General features: G+C 72.7%; 15 protein-coding genes. 7 read left to right on the forward strand and 8 right to left on the reverse strand.

The window, feature by feature from the left end; genetic code table 11:
- Positions 1-36: 36 nt before the first annotated feature.
- On the forward strand, positions 37-1137 hold the full coding sequence (locus tag ACIA6A_RS31230) for a molybdopterin-dependent oxidoreductase (protein ID WP_396101548.1): 1101 nt from the start codon (positions 37-39) through the stop codon (positions 1135-1137).
- On the forward strand, positions 1134-1583 hold the full coding sequence (locus ACIA6A_RS31235) for a hypothetical protein (protein ID WP_396101549.1): 450 nt from the start codon (positions 1134-1136) through the stop codon (positions 1581-1583). Before ACIA6A_RS31230 ends, ACIA6A_RS31235 begins: the two co-directional genes overlap by 4 nt.
- Here the strand turns inward: ACIA6A_RS31235 and ACIA6A_RS31240 are convergent.
- Positions 1534-2586 carry a sensor histidine kinase gene (locus ACIA6A_RS31240; protein ID WP_396101551.1) on the reverse strand — a complete coding sequence of 351 codons (1053 nt, stop codon included), beginning with the start codon at positions 2584-2586 and terminating at the stop codon, positions 1534-1536. The two genes, ACIA6A_RS31235 and ACIA6A_RS31240, sit on opposite strands and share 50 nt — an antisense overlap.
- The gene (locus ACIA6A_RS31245) at positions 2583-3275 is read right to left on the reverse strand and encodes a response regulator transcription factor (RefSeq protein WP_396101552.1); all 693 of its coding nucleotides are present in this window, start codon (positions 3273-3275) and stop codon (positions 2583-2585) included. The genes ACIA6A_RS31240 and ACIA6A_RS31245 overlap by 4 nt, the downstream gene beginning before the upstream one ends.
- Positions 3276-3405: 130 nt before the next feature.
- Between ACIA6A_RS31245 and ACIA6A_RS31250 the strand changes: the two genes are divergently transcribed.
- Positions 3406-4254 (forward strand): S-methyl-5'-thioadenosine phosphorylase, encoded by an 849-nt coding sequence (locus ACIA6A_RS31250; RefSeq protein ID WP_396101553.1) that lies wholly within the window; start codon positions 3406-3408, stop codon positions 4252-4254.
- Here the strand turns inward: ACIA6A_RS31250 and ACIA6A_RS31255 are convergent.
- The 3 genes from ACIA6A_RS31255 to ACIA6A_RS31265 all read right to left on the reverse strand — a co-directional run bounded on the left by ACIA6A_RS31255 (position 4227) and on the right by ACIA6A_RS31265 (position 7413).
- The gene (locus ACIA6A_RS31255; protein ID WP_396101554.1) at positions 4227-5021 is read right to left on the reverse strand and encodes an SAM-dependent methyltransferase; all 795 of its coding nucleotides are present in this window, start codon (positions 5019-5021) and stop codon (positions 4227-4229) included. The genes ACIA6A_RS31250 and ACIA6A_RS31255 overlap by 28 nt on opposite strands.
- 71 nt (positions 5022-5092) lie before the next feature.
- Positions 5093-6352: a Fic family protein gene (locus ACIA6A_RS31260; RefSeq protein ID WP_396101555.1), complete on the reverse strand. Its 1260-nt coding sequence runs from the start codon at positions 6350-6352 to the stop codon at positions 5093-5095.
- Between the two features lie 35 nt (positions 6353-6387).
- On the reverse strand, positions 6388-7413 hold the full coding sequence (locus ACIA6A_RS31265) for a LacI family DNA-binding transcriptional regulator (protein ID WP_396101556.1): 1026 nt from the start codon (positions 7411-7413) through the stop codon (positions 6388-6390).
- A gap of 217 nt (positions 7414-7630) precedes the next feature.
- Between ACIA6A_RS31265 and ACIA6A_RS31270 the strand changes: the two genes are divergently transcribed.
- Positions 7631-10123 carry an ATP-binding protein gene (locus ACIA6A_RS31270; RefSeq protein WP_396101557.1) on the forward strand — a complete coding sequence of 831 codons (2493 nt, stop codon included), beginning with the start codon at positions 7631-7633 and terminating at the stop codon, positions 10121-10123.
- Here the strand turns inward: ACIA6A_RS31270 and ACIA6A_RS31275 are convergent.
- Positions 10103-11314 (reverse strand): hypothetical protein, encoded by a 1212-nt coding sequence (locus ACIA6A_RS31275; protein ID WP_396101558.1) that lies wholly within the window; start codon positions 11312-11314, stop codon positions 10103-10105. The two genes, ACIA6A_RS31270 and ACIA6A_RS31275, sit on opposite strands and share 21 nt — an antisense overlap.
- Positions 11315-11360: 46 nt before the next feature.
- On the reverse strand, positions 11361-11975 hold the full coding sequence (locus tag ACIA6A_RS31280; protein ID WP_396101559.1) for a hypothetical protein: 615 nt from the start codon (positions 11973-11975) through the stop codon (positions 11361-11363).
- Positions 11976-12027: 52 nt separating this feature from the next.
- Between ACIA6A_RS31280 and ACIA6A_RS31285 the strand changes: the two genes are divergently transcribed.
- The 3 genes from ACIA6A_RS31285 to ACIA6A_RS31295 are packed head-to-tail and all read left to right on the forward strand — an operon-like array spanning position 12028 to position 17890.
- Entirely contained in the window at positions 12028-13944 is a 1917-nt protein-coding gene (locus ACIA6A_RS31285) for an acetoacetate--CoA ligase (RefSeq protein ID WP_396101560.1), read from the forward strand.
- A gap of 11 nt (positions 13945-13955) precedes the next feature.
- The gene (locus ACIA6A_RS31290; protein ID WP_396101561.1) at positions 13956-15164 is read left to right on the forward strand and encodes an SWIM zinc finger family protein; all 1209 of its coding nucleotides are present in this window, start codon (positions 13956-13958) and stop codon (positions 15162-15164) included.
- Complete coding sequence (locus ACIA6A_RS31295; RefSeq protein ID WP_396101562.1) at positions 15161-17890, forward strand: hypothetical protein; 2730 nt, start codon at positions 15161-15163, stop codon at positions 17888-17890. The genes ACIA6A_RS31290 and ACIA6A_RS31295 overlap by 4 nt, the downstream gene beginning before the upstream one ends.
- Here the strand turns inward: ACIA6A_RS31295 and ACIA6A_RS31300 are convergent.
- Positions 17871-18590, reverse strand: a complete 720-nt coding sequence (locus ACIA6A_RS31300) for a TIGR03089 family protein (RefSeq protein ID WP_396101563.1) — start codon at positions 18588-18590, stop codon at positions 17871-17873. The two genes, ACIA6A_RS31295 and ACIA6A_RS31300, sit on opposite strands and share 20 nt — an antisense overlap.
- Positions 18591-18605 lie beyond the last annotated feature (15 nt).

Raw genomic sequence — 18605 nt, forward strand, 5'->3', positions numbered from 1 at the left:
CGCGGGCCGGTGCGCCCGGGTGCGTTCGATTCCCCGTTGCGGTCTCCCCGCCTGACCAGCGTGCTGGGCCTGGGCCTGGCGGTGGCGTTCACGATCTGTTTCGTGACCGGGCTGCTCAGCCACTTCATCCAGCACCCGCCGGCCTGGTTCTGGTGGCCGTCGCGCCCGGTCGGGCTCTACCGGTTCACCCAGGGCCTGCACGTCGTGACGGGGCTTGCGTGCGTGCCGCTGCTGGGCGCGAAGCTCTGGTCGGTGTACCCGCGACTGTTCGGCTGGCCGCCCGCCCGCGACCCCGCCCACGCGATCGAACGCCTCAGCATCGCCGCACTCGTGGCCGCGTCGCTGTTCCAGATCGTCAGCGGCATCCTCAACATCTCCCGCTGGTACACGCCGATGCCGTTCTTCTTCACCGCCGGGCACTACTGGTCGGCGTGGCTGGCGGTCGGCGCGCTGCTGGCCCACATCGGCGTCAAGCTCCCGATCGTGCGCCGGGCGCTGACCCGCCCCATCCCGGATCGCACCGGGCCGGGGGCGCTGAGCCGCCGCGGCCTGTTCGGTGCGGTCGGTGCCGCGGCCGGGGTCATCACGCTCGCCACGGCCGGGCAGACCGTCGCGCCGCTGTCGCGGATCTCGGTGCTGGCACCCCGGCGTCCGGGCACCGGGCCGCAACAGGTGCCGGTGAACAAGACCGCCGGTGGGGCCGGCGTGCGGGAGACGGCGCTGTCCCCGTCGTACCGGATGACTGTCGTGGGTCCGGCCCGGACGGTGAGTCTCACCCTGGCCGAGCTGACCGCGATGCCGCAGCACACGGTGATCCTGCCGATCAGCTGCGTCGAGGGCTGGAGCGCCACCGGGACCTGGACCGGCGTCCGGCTGCGCGATCTCGCCGAGCTGGCCGGAGTGGATCCGGACGACGCGCTGGCCTACGTTGAATCCCTGGAAGTACGCGGCCGGTACCGGACCTCGACCGTGCCGCCCCCGCACGTCCGTGACGCGTTCACCCTGATCGCGTTGCGGCTCGGCGGGGAACCGCTGCATCCCGACCACGGCTACCCGGCGCGCCTGATCGCGCCGAACCGTCCCGGGGTCCTGCAGACCAAGTGGGTCACCCGGATCACGATCCGGAGCGGGTCGTGACAACCGCGCGGCGCGTGCTGATCGTCATGGGCACGCTTGTCATGGGGTACGCGGTGACGGGCGCCCTGACGGACCACGACGTGAAATTCGGTGTGCTGCTGTTCCTCGCCGGGGTGCTGGTCCTGCACGACGGCGTGCTGCTGCCGGTGATGATCGGCCTCGGCGTGCTGGTGGGCCGCTTCCTGCCCGCCCGACTGCACGGTCCCGTCCGCGCCGCCCTGGTGGTGAACGTGTCCGTGCTGCTGGTCGGGCTGCCGCTGGCTCTCGGCTACGGCCGGGTCGCCGACAACCCCTCCGTGCTGCCCCGGCACTACGGCTGGGGCCTGGCCGGCATTCTCGCGGTGACCTGGCTGGTCACCGCGATCGTGATCCTGGTCCGGCGCCGGGCCGGGTCGCTCACACCGCGTGCTGAGCCGCCGGCCCGGCGGCGGGGATCCGCAGGATGAAACGGCAGCCGCGGTCGATGTTGTGGGCCTCGACCCGGCCGCCGTGCGCCTCGACCAGTCCACGCACGATCGCCAGGCCGAGCCCGCCACCGGTCGCGGCCGGCGCCGGGTCGGCGGGGCCGGCCGGGGTCCGGGCCCGTTCGCCGCGGAACGCCACGTCGAACACCCGCGGCAGATCGGCCTCGGGGATCCCGCCGCAGGTGTCGGAGACCGCCAGCCAGACCTCGTGCCGGTCGTGTCCGGCGGTGATCTGCACGGTGCCGTCCGGCGGTGTGTAGCGCACCGAGTTCACCAGCAGGTTCGTCACGGCCCGGGCCAGCTCGGGTTCGCTCGCGGCGACGGTCGGCCAGCCGGACTCGGCGGCCACCAGCCGGATCCGGCGGCTCGTGGCCAGCGGCGCGATGGTGGTGAGGGCATCCGAGACGATGTCGGCGAGCGGAACGCTGGTCGGCACGAGCCGCAGCGCACCGGCGTTGATCCGCGACAGCTCGAAGAGGTCGTCGACCAGCCGGCTCATCCGGTCGGCCTCGATACCGATCCGGCGGTGGTACTCGGCGACCGAACCCGGATCGTGGACGACCCCGTCCTCCAGGGCCTCCGCCATCGCGCGCAGCCCGGACAGCGGTGTGCGCAGGTCGTGCGACACCCAGGCGACCAGTTCCCGCCGGCCCGCCTCGGCCTTGCGTTCCTGCTCGCGGGCCTGCGCGGCCCAGACCGCCGAGTCGGCCAGGCGGCGGCCGAAGCCGAGACCTACCGCGAGGCTGACCAGCGCCGACGCGCCGACGGTGAGCAGCACCACCTGCAGGTCGTGCGCGGACAGGAACATGGCCTGGGCGACGGCGACGACGCCGGTCACCACCGCGGTCACCGTCACCGTGAGCAGCACCGCGATGTGCACCAGGATCGAGTGGCGGCCCAGCCTCCGCAGGGCCAGCGCCCCCGTGCCGGCGACGACCGCACCGGACATCAGCGCGTACAGCCCGATGAGCATCATGTCTTTCATGCGGCGGGCTCGTAGCTGTAACCGACGCCCCACACCGTGAGGATGCGCCGGGGCTGCGCCGGATCCTGCTCGATCTTCTCGCGGAGCCGCCGGACGTGCACCGTCACGGTCGACTGGTCGCCGAACCGCCAGCCCCAGACCTTCTCCAGCAGATCCGTCCGGGACCAGGCCTGAGCCGGGTGCCGCAGCAGGAACACGAGCAGGTCGAACTCGCGCACGGTCAGGGCCAGCGGCATGCCGTCCAGGTGCGCGATCCGGCGTCCGGTGTCGGCGCTGAGCCCGGCGTCGTGCAGCACCACCGGTTCCAGCCCGGGCGCGGCCGGAGCGCTCCGGCGCAGCACCGAGCGGATCCGCAGCACCAGCTCCCGGGGCGAGAACGGCTTGGTCACGTAGTCGTCGGCCCCGACCTCCAGTCCCAGGACCCGGTCGGCCTCCTCACCGAGCGCGGTGAGCATCACGACCGGCAGGTCCGGCCACTGCCGGCGCAGTCGCCGGCACACCTCGAGGCCGTCGATGCCCGGCATCATCAGATCGAGGACGACGAGGTCGGGCGGGGCGGACTCCGCCGCCGCGAGCGCGCCGGCGCCGTCGGCGGCCAGCCGGACCTGATGGCCGTCCTGTTCCAGGTAACGCCGGACGACGTCGCTGACGGTCGGGTCGTCGTCGACCACGAGCACTCGGTAGGGCATCAGCCGACGCTACCCGCCGGCTAGCCGCACAAGGTCTTTCGAAAGCCTTACGGATACCGCTTCGCGTGCTTCCCGGGCGCCGCACCGACCTAGTCTGGCGCTGATTCCGGCCGAGCGAGGGGTACTCCTGATGACCGCAGCACGATCGACGACGGAACCGGCCCCGATCGGGGTGATCGGCGGGACCGGCCTGTACGAACTGCTGTCGGACGCCACCGGGACCAAGGTGCGGACCCCGTACGGCGATCCGGCGGACGTGCTGATGATCGGCACGGTCGGCGACCGGCGGGTGGCGTTCCTGCCCCGGCACGGCCGTGATCACGCCCTGGCCCCGCACCGGATCAACTACCGGGCGAACCTGTGGGCGTTGCGCTCGGTCGGCGTACGCCAGATCATCGCCCCCTGCGCGGTCGGTTCGCTGCGCCGCGATCTGCCACCCGGCTCGTTCGTGCTCCCCGATCAGGTCGTGGACCGTACGAGCGGCCGGGCGGGCACGTACTTCGACGAGACGGTCGAGCACGTGTCGTTCGCGGATCCGTACTGCGCTTCCGGCCGGTCCGCGGCTCTCTCAGCGGCGAGGGATCTCGCGATCGAGTGCGTCGACGGCGGCACCATGGTCGTCATCGAGGGTCCGCGCTTCTCCACCCGCGCCGAGTCGCGATCGTTCGCCGCGGCCGGGTGGTCGCTGGTGAACATGACCGGGATGCCGGAGGCCGTGCTGGCCCGCGAGCTGGGCCTGTGTTACACCCCGTTGGCCCTGGTCACCGACGTCGACGCCGGGGTTGACGCGGGGGAGGGCGTCACCCAGGAAGAGGTGTACGCGGTTTTCGCGCGCAACGTCGAGCGACTACGCGGTCTCGTCCTCGACACCGTGACCCGGCTGCCGCTGTCCCGCGAGTGTGAGTGCGTCCACGGCGAGAAGGCCGCCGACCGGCTGTTCGCCGGGGCGCGTCACGGCTTGCGGGCGACGCCGCAGTAGACCGCGATCCCGGCCGGTGCGGGGCCGGGGGCGGGGCGCCAGAGCGGGGTCGGGACGACGCCCGGCTCGATCAGGTCGAGGCCGTCGAAGAACGCGGTGATCTGCTCGACGGTGCGCAGGTGGTAGTGCGTGCCGTCGCTGCGGGCCGTCTCGGCCGCGATGGTGTTGCCCGGCGTGGGGATGCTGTCGTTGACGACCAGGTAACTGCCCGACGGCAGTGCGTCGACGATCGTCCGCACGACCTGGGCCGGCTGGTCGGCGTCCGACAGGTGGCCCAGGATGCCGATCATCATGACGGCGATCGGCTGGGAGAAGTCGAGCGTGTCGGCCGCGGCCTTCAGGATCCTGGCCGGGTCCTGGGCGTCGGCGTCGAGGTAGCTGGTCGCCCCCGCGGGGTCGCTGGTCAGCAACGCCCGCGCGTGGGTCAGGACCACAGGATCGTTGTCGACGTAGACGACGCGGGACTCCGGTGCGATCCGCTGGGCAACCTCGTGGGTGTTGTCCGCGGTGGGCAGACCCGTACCGATGTCGATGAACTGCCGGACGCCGGCCTCGGCGGCCAGGAAGCCGGTCGCCCGGGTGAGGAAGGCGCGTCCGGCCCGGGCGAATTCCCGGATCTCCGGAAGCTGGTCGGTCAGCGCGTCGGCGGCCTTGCGGTCGGCGGCGAAGTTGTCCTTGCCGCCGAGCAGGTAGTTCCAGACCCGGGCGCTGTTCGGCTGGGTGGCGTTCAGCCGTGCTCGCAGGTCGGAGTCGGATCTGCTGGTCATCGATGTGCCTTCCTGCCCGACAGGGTCGCCGCGGTGTCACCTTACGGCAGAGATCGATTGTGGACCCCTTGTCACGGTGTCGCCGGGGACGCCGATCGGAACCCGGGCGGCATGGACGCGTAATTGTCGAGCACCTCGAGAATGCCCGCGTGCTGCCAGATCCGGTTCCGGCGCAGACCGGTGCGTTCCACGAGGACCTGGCGATCGGTCAGGAGCTCGAGGGTGCGCTGTGCCGTGACGTCGTTCATGGCCAACTCGGACGTCAGGTACCTGGCGTTGATGACGGGCTGGCCCACCAATCGGGGGAGCACTCCCCACGCGGCCGCATGGGGTCGGACGCCGGACAATTTGTCGCGGGCGTCCGTCAGCTGTGCGGCGAGATCATCGACCAGGACGCGGCCGGAAGCCGCGGCGAAACGCGACGCGTCGGCAAAGCGATGCACGATCGGTCCGGCGTTGCCTTCCCTAAAGGCGGTGAGGGCATCGAAGTAGGTTTTGGTATCGGTCAGCAAACCCGCCGAGATCGGCACCGTGACGTGCTCGACCAGTCGCTTGCTCCGCAGCATGGCCTGGGCGAGGGCGCGTCCGGTGCGGCCGTTGCCGTCGACGAAGGGATGGATCGTCTCGAACTGCGCATGTGCCACCGCGACCTGGACCAGCACCGGCAGATCGTCGCGATCGGCGAACTCGACGATGTCCTGGATGGCCTCCGGCACGCGTTCGTATCGCGGAGCGACGACGTCGGCCCCGATCGGCCCGGCGTTGTCCCGGCCGATCCAGACGGCTTCTTGCCGGAATTGCCCGGCGTGCTGCTCGAAGCCTTCCTGGTGGCGCATCAGTTCGCGGTGCATTGTCAATATCGACTGCGTTTCGACCCGATCGTAGAGTTTCAGGGCGGCTTCCATGGCCCGGACATTGCCGACGACGGTATGAGCGTTCGGTTTGTCGCTCTGGCCGATCTCGGCGAGGGCTAGCTGTCGCGCGCTGGTGGTGAGGTTCTCGATTTGTGAACTGGACGAGCTCTCAGTTCGCAGCAGGATTGCTGACATCGGGCCGAGTGCTGGGCTTCCGGAACCAAGGGTTCGCTCCGCATGGAGATCGAAGTCCACCAGCGCGCGGGCACCGTCCTCGATATCGGTGGCCACGGCAGCCGACAGGTGTGGTTGCCAGCCGGCCAGCGGTGCTGTGACGATCGACTGGTACGTACCCCGTTGGCGGCGCATCTCTGCTCGGGAGTAATAGCCGTGGTCGGCCGGTGCCCATGTCTGGGTCTCGTATGTTGCACCCGGAACGGCGATCGAGTGCGGGGCGGCGGGATCTTCTGTAACCACAGACCTCCCCTTACTAACACTTCTGGCAAGAAGTGTTAGTAAGGAAGCGCCTTAGTTGCGGTTTCCGGGGTTCGGGGTACGGGGAAGCGGGTCGTGCTGGCCCGGGTGACCAGGGTTGTGGCCAGCTCGATGTGCGGGGATTCGAGAGGGTCGTTGTCGACCAGGCGCAGCAGGGTGCGGGCCGCGGCCAGGCCCATCTCGTGCAGGGGGTAACGGACCGTGGTCAGGGCGGGGGCCAGCCAGCGGGCGAAGGGCAGGTCCCCGAAGCCGGTGATGCTGAGGTCGTGCGGGATCGTGCGGCCGGTTCGGCGGCCCGCCTCGTAGGCGCCGGCGGCCTGGTGGTCGTCCGCGGCGAAGATGGCCGTCGGCGGGGTGGGCAGCGACAGCAGTGTCAGGGCCGCGGCCAGGCCGTCCTCGTGGTGGGCGCGGGCCGGAATCACCAGGTCCGGGTCGGCGGGCAGGCCGGCCGCGTCCAGGGCCGCGTGGTATCCGGCGGTGCGGGCCCGGGCGCACGGGTGGTGGCGGGGGCCGGTGATGAGACCGATGCGGTGGTGGCCGAGGGCGACGAGGTGTTCGGTCGCGGTGTAGCCGCCGGTGAAGTCGGTGGCGCCGATCGACGGGGCGGCCGGGCTGACGGCGCCGACCAGGACGAACGGGATGCTGCGCCGTTCCAGGTCGGCGCGCTGGTGCTCGCCCAGCGCGGACAGGGCGAGGATCGCGCCCTCGGAGCCGCGGGGGAGCAGGGTGCCGGTGCCCTCGCGGGTGGAGACGATCAGGCCGAGACCGGATTCGCCGGCGACCAGTCCGACGCCGGAGAGGACCGCCAGGCCCCAGGCGCTGTCCGGTTCGTCGAGGACCAGGTCGATCAGGGCGGTGCGGCGGGGGGTACGCCGGGGCGCGGGGGTGCGCCGGTAACCGCGCCGGGCCAGGAGCTGTTCGATCCGCAGCCGGGTCGGTACGGCGACGTCCGGGTGCCCGTTGAGGACCTTGGAGACGGTCGAGACGGCCACGTTCGCCTCCCGGGCTATTTCTGCCAGGGTTGTCCTGCCGGTTGTCGTCATGGTCCCGGTTTCGAGAAGGAGCGAAAGTTTAGGGCCCGGCTGACTGCGGTTTTCGACGGCTGGGACGCCCCGAAAACAGCCCCCCGTTCCAGCCGGGCCCCTTCCCCGCCGACTCTGCGGCAGCGGGCGCGCGTGCGGGCCAAGTCCGAACGAACCCGAACGCCGCAACGGGTAGGGTCGATCGTTACGAAACGTTTCGATCTCCAGGGAGGTAGCGGTGACGCCGCCCGATCCCGGCCGGGAGACCACCCTCGACGGCCTCGCCGCTTGCCTGCGGGAGCTGAAGCAGTGGGCCGGCAACCCGTCGTACGAGACGATCACCGGCCGGGTCAACGCCGCGCGGGCGGCCACGGATCAGGTGGGCAAGACGACCGTCGTGGACTGTTTCCGGGCGGGCCGGCGGCGGATGGACGGCGAGCTCGTGGCCGCCGTGGTGACGTCGCTGCATCCCGACGACGGTTACGTGTTTCAGTGGCGGCAGGCGCTGCGGGTGGCCGGCGGGGAGATCCGGGCCGCCGCCCAGGTACGGGTCCGGGGCGAGCTGCCACCGGACCTGCCGGGCTTCACCGGGCGGGAGGCCGAGCTCGCCCGGATCGGGCAGGCGGTGAGCGGCGACGGCACCGCCGTCATCTCGGCGCTCGAGGGCATGGCGGGAGTGGGAAAGACGCAGCTCGCCATCCACGTCGGACACGCGCTCGCCGCCGAGCGGGCCTTCGACCGGGTGCTGTTCGTCAACCTGCGCGGGTTCCACCCCGATCCGGCTCAGCCGCCCGCCGATCCGGCCGCCGTACTGGACGGATTCCTGCGGCTGCTCGGCGTCTCGGGGCACCAGGTGCCGTACCCGCTGGGGGAGCGGGTGGCCGCCTACCGGGACCGGCTCGCCGGGCTGCGCGTGCTGGTCGTGCTGGACAACGCGGCCGACGAGGAGCAGGTCCGGCCACTGCTGCCGGGCACCCCGGGTTGCGTCACGCTGGTCACCAGCCGGCGCGGTCTCGCCGGTCTGGACGCCGCCGCGCATTTCGACGTGGACGTGTTCACCCCGGCGGAATCCCTGCGGTTCCTGGCGTCGGCGATGCCCGGGATCCCGGCCGGCGAGGACCTCGGCGCGGCGGAGCGGATCGCGGCGCGCTGCGGCCACCTGCCGCTGGCCCTGGCACTGATCGCCGGGCACCTGCGCGCGAGACCGGGCTGGAGCCTGACCGACCATGCCGACCGGCTGGACGAGTTGCACCGGGACCGGCGGCTGGACTCCGGGGTGGAACTCGCGCTCGACGTGTCGTACCGAAATCTGCCGGCCGGTGAGCGTGAGCTGCTCCGTCTGCTGGCGCAGCATCCCGGCCAGGACGCCGATGTGCTGGTGGCCGCCGCGCTGAGCGGGACCGGCCCGGACCTGGCGGGGGAGCGGCTGGGCAAGCTTGTCGGCGACCATCTGGTGCAACCGGCCGGGCCCGGCCGGTACGCCCTGCACGACCTGGTCCGGTCGTTCGCGGTGGCGCGGGCCGCGGACGAGGACCGGCGCGCCGGACGCCGGGCGGCGCTGACCCGGATGCTCGACTTCTATCTGGCCGCCTCGGTCGAGGCGATGAACCGGCTGGATCCCGCCGACGCGGCCCGCCGGCCGAAAATCGGTTCGTCGGCCCTCACACTGCCCGGTCCCGGCGAACCGATCGTCTGGCTCGACGCGGAGCGCGCCAACCTGGTCGCGATGGTGACGTTCGCCGCGGAGCAGGGCTGGCCCGGGCATTCCGTGGATCTCGCCGCGACGCTGTTCCGGTACTTCCTCGGCGGCCACCACCTCGACGCGCTGACCGTGCACGGCCGGGCCGCCGAGGCCGCCGAGCGCTCCGGTGACCCGGGCGGGCAGGCCGGCGCGCTGGCCAACATGTCCACCGCGGAGGTGTTCCTGGGCCGGCACGAGTCCGCGCTCGCCCACCTCGAACAGGCCCGGAAGATCTTCCGCCGGTCCGGTGACGGGCCCGGGCAGGCCCGCACGCTCAACAACCTGGGCGTTGTCGAAACACGGCTCGGGCACTACGCGGCCGCGGCGCGGCACCTGGCGGAGTCGATGGAGCTGCACGAACGGTCCGCCGACGAGGCCGGGCAGGCGCGGGCGCTGACGAACCTCGCCAACCTGGAGTCACGGCTGGGCCGCGACGAGGACGCGCTCCCGCACTACGCGGCCGCGCTGCGCCTGCACCAGTCGCTCGGCGACCGCAACGGCGAGGCTGTGCTGCTGAGCAACCTGGGCGGAGCCGAGGTCAAGCTGGGCCGCTTCGACGACGCCGAGCGGCACCTGACCCGGGCGCTGGAGCTCGACCGGGAGCTGCGCAACGCCGCGTACGAAGCCTCCACCCTGGACTTCTTCGGCACCCTGTACGTCGGCCGGGGCGACGCCGAGCGGGCCGCCGGATACCACCGCGAGGCAATGGCCCTGTTCACGAAGCTCGGCGACCGGCACGGCGAGTCCTGCGCGCACAACGGGCTGGGCGAGGCCGCCCGGGTCGCCGGCCGCGCGGCCGAGGCGGCCGTCGAGCACGACGCCGCATGGCTGATCGCGGTCGATCCCGACATCGCCGACATCGAGCAGCAGGCCCGGGCGCAGAGCGGCCTGGCCGAGGCGCACCGGATGCTCGGCGACCTGCCGGAATCCGAGCGTCACGAAGCTCTGGCGCGCGAGTTGTGGGCCGGCCTACTCGGGGAACAGCAGTAGCTCCACGTGCGGGATCTCGTCGTGGCAGACCTCGGTGAGCGCCTTGTACCACTCCTGCACCTGGCCCCGGTCGGTGAGCCGGGTGGGCGGTTCCGGGCGCAGCCGGGACGGCAGGATCCCGGCGAGGAACGTCAGGCGGTCGGCGGCCTGGGTCAGCGCGGCGATCTGCCGGCGTTTCGCCCACTTCTCGAACGACGGGTGGAACAGGGTGTCCGGGCCGGAGGGTGGGTCGGCGAGCAGTTCCGTGACCACCCGCTCGTACCAGTAACTGTCCGGCTCGACCTCGCGGGCGCGGGCGGCCGCCGCCTCGGCGAGCACGGTCAGGCAGGCCCGCAACTGCCAGCGTTCGATGGGCTTCTCGGGCCGGTGCCGCCAGATCAGGGCCGCCGCGACGAAACCGAGCACCGCCGGGGTGGCGAGGATCCCGGGGCCGCCGCAGATCCCGCACAGGTCGGTGCCGGGCAGGTTGAGCCGCCACACCGGCCACGTCGGGGCCTCGTCCGGCGCCAGCGCGAGACTCTGCAGGACCCGGCAGTTCGGCGCGTGCAACCGGCGGCCCGAGGTCTCGCCGTAGCTGACCCGCAGCCAGCCCGGCCCGGCGAACACCGTCGGCGTCAGCACCGGGGTGTCCGGCAGGTCGAGCCGGTCGCCGTGGATCTCGAAGGAATCCGCGCAGGCGGCCGCGAAGTCGGCGGTCGACTCCCACAGCTCGTCGGAGAGCCGGGCCGCGAGCCGCCCGTCGCCGGCCGCCCACCTCAGGGCCGCGTCCAGCGTCGACGCGACCGGGCCCAGCACCGCGCCCACCGAGCCCTGCGGCAGTTCCTCGCTGGTGTGTTCGGTGACGGCGAGCAGGTCGTGGGCCAGACCGACCGGCATGCCCTTGAGCAGGCGCAGTGCGGCGTCCGGCCAGCCTCGCAGGTCGTCCATCGAGCCGACCGGCCAGGAGTCGTGGCCGCGGTCGTAGGCCGGGGGGAGCGGCCGGGCCTGCGCGGACGCGGGCACGTCCCACGGCGAGACGATGTTCTGGCTGCCGACCTCGATCAGGGCCCCGGTCCCGACGACCTCGACGCGCAGGCGGCCGGCGGCAAGTTTCTCCCGGACCAGCACGCGGGTGGGCGGGGAGGGCTCGCGGTTCGGCAGCCGGACGCGATGCGCGTACTCGCTGCCGACCTGGATCTCCGCCAACCGCATGCGCCGAATGATGCCTGCTCAGCGCGCCCGCGGCAAACCTGACCGGTCAGATCCGGATCGTGGCGTCCGGCGACTCGGCCGGCTTGATCACCTGGGTCCGGTCCCCCTCGGCCGAGGAGATCACCGTGGTCTCGTCGGCCGAGGGTGAGATGCGGGGCGGGGACGAGATGACCGTCGTGCGCTCGGCGGCCATCGGTGTGCCGGCCACCTTCGCCGCGCCGCGGGCCCGGCCGATCGTGCCGATGAACACCACCTGCGGCGGCTCGTAGGCCGCCCAGCGCCGGGCACTGAGGGCGATGCTGATCAGCGGCACCGCGAGCAGGAGCACCAGGCCGTACCCCGGGGTGCTGAGGTTGAAGCCGCCCTTGGCGAATTCCGCGGGCCAGAGCCCGGCATAGGAATCCGGCGCCATCCGCGCCCACAGGCCGATGCCGAAGAACGCCAGACCGACCAGGAGCGGCCCGGCCGGGGAGATCGGCGCGAACAGCATGATCGTGTACGCGGCGCCGGCGAGCAGCAGCAACGCGAGCCCACCGAGCTCCTCGGGACCCCCGTTGTCCAGGGCGCGGCCGGTGAGATCCGGATCGAAGCCGACCCCCAGCAGGATCCACGTCACGGGGGCGAGCACGAGTGCGTACAGAATCGATCGAAGATGCCTCACGTCCGGAACCGTAGCCAAGAGCGGCAACCCGAACAGCCGTTAAGGTGTCGATATGACGACGGGCACAGTGTTGTGGTCGCCTCCGGCCGACGTCCTCGAGACGTCGCGGATGGGCCGTTTCCTGACATGGGTACGCGACGAGCGCGGCGTCGACGTCCGTGACTACCCGGGCCTGTGGGAGTGGTCGGTCACCGATCTCGCCGGCTTCTGGGGCGCGGTGTGGGACCACTTCGACGTCATCGCCCACGACCCGCCGTCCGGGGTGCTCGACGAGGTCACGATGCCCGGAGCCCGCTGGTTCCCGGGCGCGGCGCTCAACTACGCCGAGAACGTGCTGCGGATGCCGGGGCTGGCCGACGACGACGTGGTCGTGCACGCGTACTCCCAGACCCGGGAGCCGGTCACGCTCACCGCCCGTCAGCTGCGCGATCAGGTGCGGAGGGCAGCCGCCGGGCTGAGGCGTCTCGGGGTCGGCCCGGGGGACCGGGTCGCGGCCTACGCGCCCAACATCCCGGAGACGTTCGTGCTGTTCCTGGCGACGGCCGGCCTCGGCGCGGTCTTCTCGTCGTGCGCGCCGGAGTTCGGCTCCCGCAGCGTGATCGACCGGTGGTCGCAGATCGGTCCGAAAGTCCTGGTCGCGGTCGACGGCTACCGCTACGGCACCAAGGAGATCGACCGCCGCGCCGAGGTCGCGGAGATCCACGCCGCCCTCCCCAGCGTCGAGAGTCTCATCACGATCCCCTACCTGGGCCAGGACGGGAACTGGGACACCCTCGACGGCCCGGATCCGCTGACCTTCGCCGCGGTGCCGTTCGACCATCCGCTGTATGTGCTCTATTCCTCCGGCACCACCGGGCTGCCGAAACCGATCGTGCACGGCCACGGCGGCATCCTGCTCGAGCACCTCAAGATGCTCGCCCTGCACCACGACCTCGGCCCTGGCGACCGCTTCCTCTGGTTCACCACGACCGGCTGGATGATGTGGAACTTCCTGGTCTCCGGCCCGGCGGTGGGTGCGGCGATCGTGCTCTACGACGGCAACCCCGGCCACCCCGACCTGGGCGCGCTCTGGCGGCTCGCCGCCGACGCCGGGGTCACCTATTTCGGTACGTCCGCGCCGTTCATCCTCGCGAGCCGCAAGGCCGGCGTGCAGCCGCCACCGAACGTGATCCGCGGCGTCGGCTCGACCGGCGCGCCCCTGCCGCCGGAGGGCTACCGCTGGATCTACGACGTGCTCGGCCCGAAACCGCAACTGCAGTCGCTGTCCGGCGGCACGGACGTCTGCACCGGTTTTGTCGGCGGCACCCCGCTGCTGCCGGTGATCGAGGGCGTCATCTCCTGCCGGGCCCTCGGCGCCCGCGTCGAGGCCTACGACCCGCGGGGCGAACCGGTGCACGGCCGGCTCGGCGAGCTGGTGATCACCGCACCGATGCCCAGCATGCCGGTCGGTTTCTGGAACGACCCGGACGGGCAGCGCTACTTCGCGTCCTATTTCGACGTCTTCCCGGGCGTGTGGCGGCACGGCGACTGGATCACCATCGGCGACGACGGCACCTGCGTCATCACCGGCCGTTCCGACGCCACCCTCAACCGCGGCGGCGTGCGCCTGGGCACCGCCGAGTTCTATTCCGTCGTCGAGGGCCTGCCCGGGATCGCCGACTCGCTCGTCGTGCATCTCGACGACCGTGACCAGCTCCTGCTGTTCGTGGTGCCCGCCGAGGGGCACACCCTCGACGACGAGCTGCGCGGGCGGATCGGTGCCACGCTGCGTGCGGCGCTGTCACCCCGGCACGTCCCCGACAAGATCTTTCCGGTACGGGCGGTGCCGCGCACGCTGTCCGGCAAGAAACTCGAAGTGCCGGTCAAGAGAATCCTGACGGGTACGCCACCAGGGGAAGCCGTGGCGCTCGGAGCTCTGTCCAACCCGGAGTCCCTCCGCGCGTTCGAGAGTGTCATACCCGCTCTTTAGAGTCCCGGGGCGTGACAGTCGTTCAGGCGTACCGATATCTCGGGTCCTCTGACCTGGGTCCCGCCGGGCTGGCGCTGCAGACCAGCGGCGGCCCGGCGGAGAACCCGCGCTTCTTCACCGGTTTCCTGACCACCCCGCAGGCGGCGGCGACCGGGCTGCTGGCCGTCGCCGAGGTGGCCCGCACCCGGTATTTCCAGCCGGCCCGGCGGGCGAGCCTGGACCCGGTGGTGACCGCGGACGCCGGGCGCCTGCGGTTCGAGTCGTTCTCCGGTTGCTGCGGTGTCCACGCCCGGCTCGACGTCCTCCCCGCCGGCCTGGACGGTGCCATCGTCACCCAGGGCACGACCAATGTGGACATCAACGAGCCCCTGCGCCGATCCCTGTCCCGGGTCGCCGGCCTCGACCCCCTGCACCTGTCGGTCGGCCCCGCCGACCTGACCGTGTCCACCATGGACGCGACCGTCGTCGAGCGGAAAGTGCCCCTGCCGCAGCGCTGGCTGCGCGGCTTCGCCGAGGTCCAGACGCTGTCGGCGGCGTTCGAGCAGCGTGCCTCGGTGCCGGTGGATTTCCTGCGCCGCCTCCCCACCGGCATCCTCTGGGCGATTCCCGCAGGTCGCGGGCTGCGCCTGACCTCCCGCCCGATGCCGGGAGCGATCTGCGTCCCCGGCGGCACCCGCCTGGCGGCCCTGCGAGGACTGCTCCGCTTCGCCACCACCCTGAACGTCTACGGCCCGCCGGTCTCGGCCACCTCGGGCCCGGTGCCCAGCACCTGGGAGCTGACCACCCCCACGCTGCGCCTGTCGCTGACCTTGAGCCCGGAGCCCAACCGGGGCTTCTCCGGCGAGGGAGCAAACCTGACCGCCCTGACCGCCCTGACCGCCCTGACCGCCCTGGCCACCGGGGACCCTGCCCGACCCGGGGCGACCGGGCAGGTCGGCTACGACGTCTCCGAGCGCGCCTACTTCCAGCGGGTCCTGCCCTACGACGCGACCCGGGCCGACCGTGACAACCCCCGGCTGGCCGGCGCCCGTGCCCTGCTCGCCGCGGGCGCGGTCACCGTCGACCCGGACGGCACCGCGGCCACCGTCCACAGCGGCGACGAGACCTACCGGGTACGCATCCCCGCCTACTCCTGCTCCTGCCCCTGGTATGCCCGGCACCGCGGCGGCCGCGGCCCCTGCAAACACGCCCTCGCCGTCCGGATGGAGCGCCACCCGTGACCATCATCGACCTGATCGCCGCCGGCGAGGTGCTTCCACTGCTCGCCGCCGTCCGCGACCTCGACGAGGACGCCCGCCGCGAAGCCGGAGCCGGCCTGCTGCCGCTCATGCGGGAGTCACCGTTCCGCTCGTGGTCGGACCACCGGTCCGCCGCGCTGGCGGTCGCGGCGGTCGCGCTGCTGCCCTCCGCGGCCAGGGCCACCCAGGTCCTCGGCCGGCGCTGGGTCACCCTGGACGAGTGGGCCGCCGACCCGGTGCGCGCCGCCGCCCGGGATCGCGGCGTCGACTGGCTCACCGACCTCGCCTACCGGCTGGACAAACCGCAGGAGAAAAGCGCTTCGGGGAGCCAATGGGGTTTCATCGCCGCCCTGCTGCGCGCCGGGTCGGCCACCCCACCGACCGGTGACAGTTTCGTGGTCGGCTGGATCGAGAGCCTCGCCTCGCCGCAGCTCCCCGCGCAGCGCGACATCCCGGTGCTGGACCGCCTGCGCACCGACCCGTTCCTCCCGGTGCTGCTGCCCCGGGTCTTCGAGGTCGACGGCCTGGGCAACCGCATGCTCTTCAAGGACCGCCCCGCCTGGGAACCGAACGCCTTCCCCCGCGCCCTCACCCAGCTCGCGGCCGAGGGCGTGCTCGACCGCGGCACCCTGCTGGACGACACCCTGAACCGGTTGCACCGAGCCGACCAACCCGGCGCGTCGCGGGCCTTCCTGATCCTGCACGACGGCCTCGCCCCCACCCCGGCCGAGATCACCGCCCGGACCCACGACTACCTCCACCTGCTGACCGACGCCCCGTCCACCGCGGCGACCATGGCCCAGAAGTCCCTGCGCACCATCGACCTGGACCTGTCGTCCCTGCTGGCGGCGGCGCGGGTGGTGCTGGAGCGCCCGGAGAAGACACTGGTCAAGAGCCAGCTGATCTGGCTGGGCACGGTCGCCCGCACCGACCGCGCCGCGGCCGCGGCGATCGCCGCGGTGGTCGCGGTCGGCCGCACCCACCCGGCCGTCGAGGTCCGCGACCGTGCGGAGGCCCTGGCCACCAAGCTCGGCCCACCCACTCTTTCCCCGTCCGGGCCGGACCTGGCGCGAGGCGACCACCTCCCGCCGCCGGCCGGGCCCGCTCCCGCGGCACCGCCGGTATCCGATGTGGACGAGCTGGTCGAGGAGGTGGCGGCGCTGCTCCGCGACCGCACCGACGGACCGCTCGAACGCGTGCTCGACGGCGTCGTGCGGCTCGCCGCCATCGACCGCGCCGGGCTGAGCCGGGCCATGGCCCCGATGCTGAAACGCCTGGAGGACACCTGGTTGCTGGGGGCGAACCACGGGAACGTCCGGTGCCTCTGCGAACCGATCAGCGCGGTGGTGCGCGTCGCCGCCGACCCGGCCCGGGCCACCCGGGCCGCCTGGCTCGCCAAGCTCGCCGCCGACCTGCGGTCCCGGCATCCGGAGCACCCACTCAACGGCAACCTGCCCGCGCCGCACCGCCTGCTCCGGCTGCGCATCCTGGAGGTGGCCGCCCTCCTCGGCTCCGACATCCCGCCGAAGGACGCCGCCCTGCTCGGCTACCAGATCCCGCCCGAGGCCGCCGTCCTGCCCGGGGCCGCCGTCCTGCCCGGGGCCGCCGTCCTGCCCGGGGCCGGCTTTCTGCCCGAGGCCCGGGTTTCGGCTGGCGGCGCCGCTGGGGCGGTCGGGGGATACCGCGGTTTGCTGGCCGCCCCCACCTCCGTGAGCGGTGCGCTGGATCCGGCTGTCCTTTTCGCTCGGGTGGCGGCCTTCGGTGACCGGACGCCGTGGCGCTGGGACATGACCCAGGCGCTGCTGCGTATCCCACCCGGCCCGGATGAGGCCCTCGCCGCGAAGGCCGCCGCGCTCGGCACCCCCGCCGGTGCTGCGCTCGCCGCCCGGCTGCGTGGTCCTGGCCTGCCCGACCCGGTGCTGAGCGTTCAGATCGTCGATCGCCCACCGCCCCGGTTCACCGAGTTCTGGGCGGATCAACCCTGGCACCGACGGCAGTGGGAAGCCCTGCCGGCGCACCGGCTGCTGGTCGCCTCGGCACCGCCCGTGTCCGCCGACCCGGAGGCCTCGGCCCTGCTCACGATCACCCCGGGCACTGTGGAGACCTGGTACGACGGCTGGACCCGGTACTGGCCGGCGGTCCTGCCGCACCATCGGGGCGTGGTCGCCGCGGCGGTGCTGCCCCAGGTGGCGGCCGGTGCGGACACCGACCGCAAGGACGCCGCGATCGTGCTGCCACTGCTCGCGGAATGCGCGGGCGACGGCGGCACCGCCCTGTCGGCGGCCCTCGCCTACGGTCTGGGCGCCCGGCACGTCACCGACCGGGTGGCCGCCCTGGACGCCTTCCTCGACCTGGCTGCCCGAGGGGCCCTCGACGCTCCCGAGGTGGGGGCGCACGTCGCGCGGCTGGCCGGGCTGGAGGTTCTCAAGCTCAGCCGGGTCGCCGCGACCCTGCGCGACGCGGCCGTCGCGGGTGCGCCGCTGACCGTCTGGCGGTTGCTGGCCGCGGCCCTGTCCGTGCTGGTCCAGGCGCCGCAGTCGGCCCGCGGCACCCCGGATCTGCTGACCCTGGCGGCCGAGGCCGCTGCATCCACCGGCGTGCCGCTGCCGGTGGACGGCCTGGCCGAGCTGGCATCCCGGCCGGGCTCGACCCGGCTGGTGGTCGAGGCCCGCCGACTGAGCCGGGCGCTCAGGTCAGCGTCAGCGTGACCTGCTCCGAGTCGACCCGTTTGGCCAGCGCGGATGGGTCGAGGCCGGCGCAGAGCACGATGCTCGCCTGCGCGTACAACGGGGCCAGCAGCCAGTCGAGCGGGTCGGGGTGGGCGGTGGCGTCGATCAGGACCCGGCTGCCCGCGGTGATGCCGAGCTCCCGGGCGCGCGCTCCGGCCGTACCCGAGATGTCGGCGTGGGTGATCCCGCCCAGGGCGAGGTCGTCCGGGGTGACGGGTTGCGGGGCGACAAAACGGTCGCCGAAGCCGCGTACCTCGATCGTGTATTCCACGTAGCCCGGCGGCAGCTCGCGCAGCGGCATCGCGAGCGGGAGCAGCCCGGTCGCGTAACGATCGCCGGCCGGCCAGCCGGCGGCGTCGGGCACCCCGCCCGGCCAGGTGAACAGCACGTCCACCGGGGTGGGCGTCGCGGTCGGTGCGGCGGCGAGGCCGGCCGACCAGGCGCCCAGCAGGATCGCCGCGGTCTGCCAGTGCGGCGGCAGCAGCACGGCCGCGGTGTCGCCGGGGCCGAGCCCGGCGCCGTCGGTGAGCAGGTTGGCCGTTTTCGACACCCAGTTGTCCATCGTCGCGCCGGACAGCTCGGTGCGATCGCCGGTGGCGTCGTCATACCAGGTCAGCAGGGGGACGGTCGGGTCGCGGCGTACCGCCGCCTGCAGGGCGGCCGGGATGGTCTCGTTCATCACGATCGACGATAG

The organism is Actinoplanes sp. NPDC051494 (assembly GCF_044454705.1).
In the GTDB taxonomy this organism is placed as follows: domain Bacteria; phylum Actinomycetota; class Actinomycetes; order Mycobacteriales; family Micromonosporaceae; genus Actinoplanes.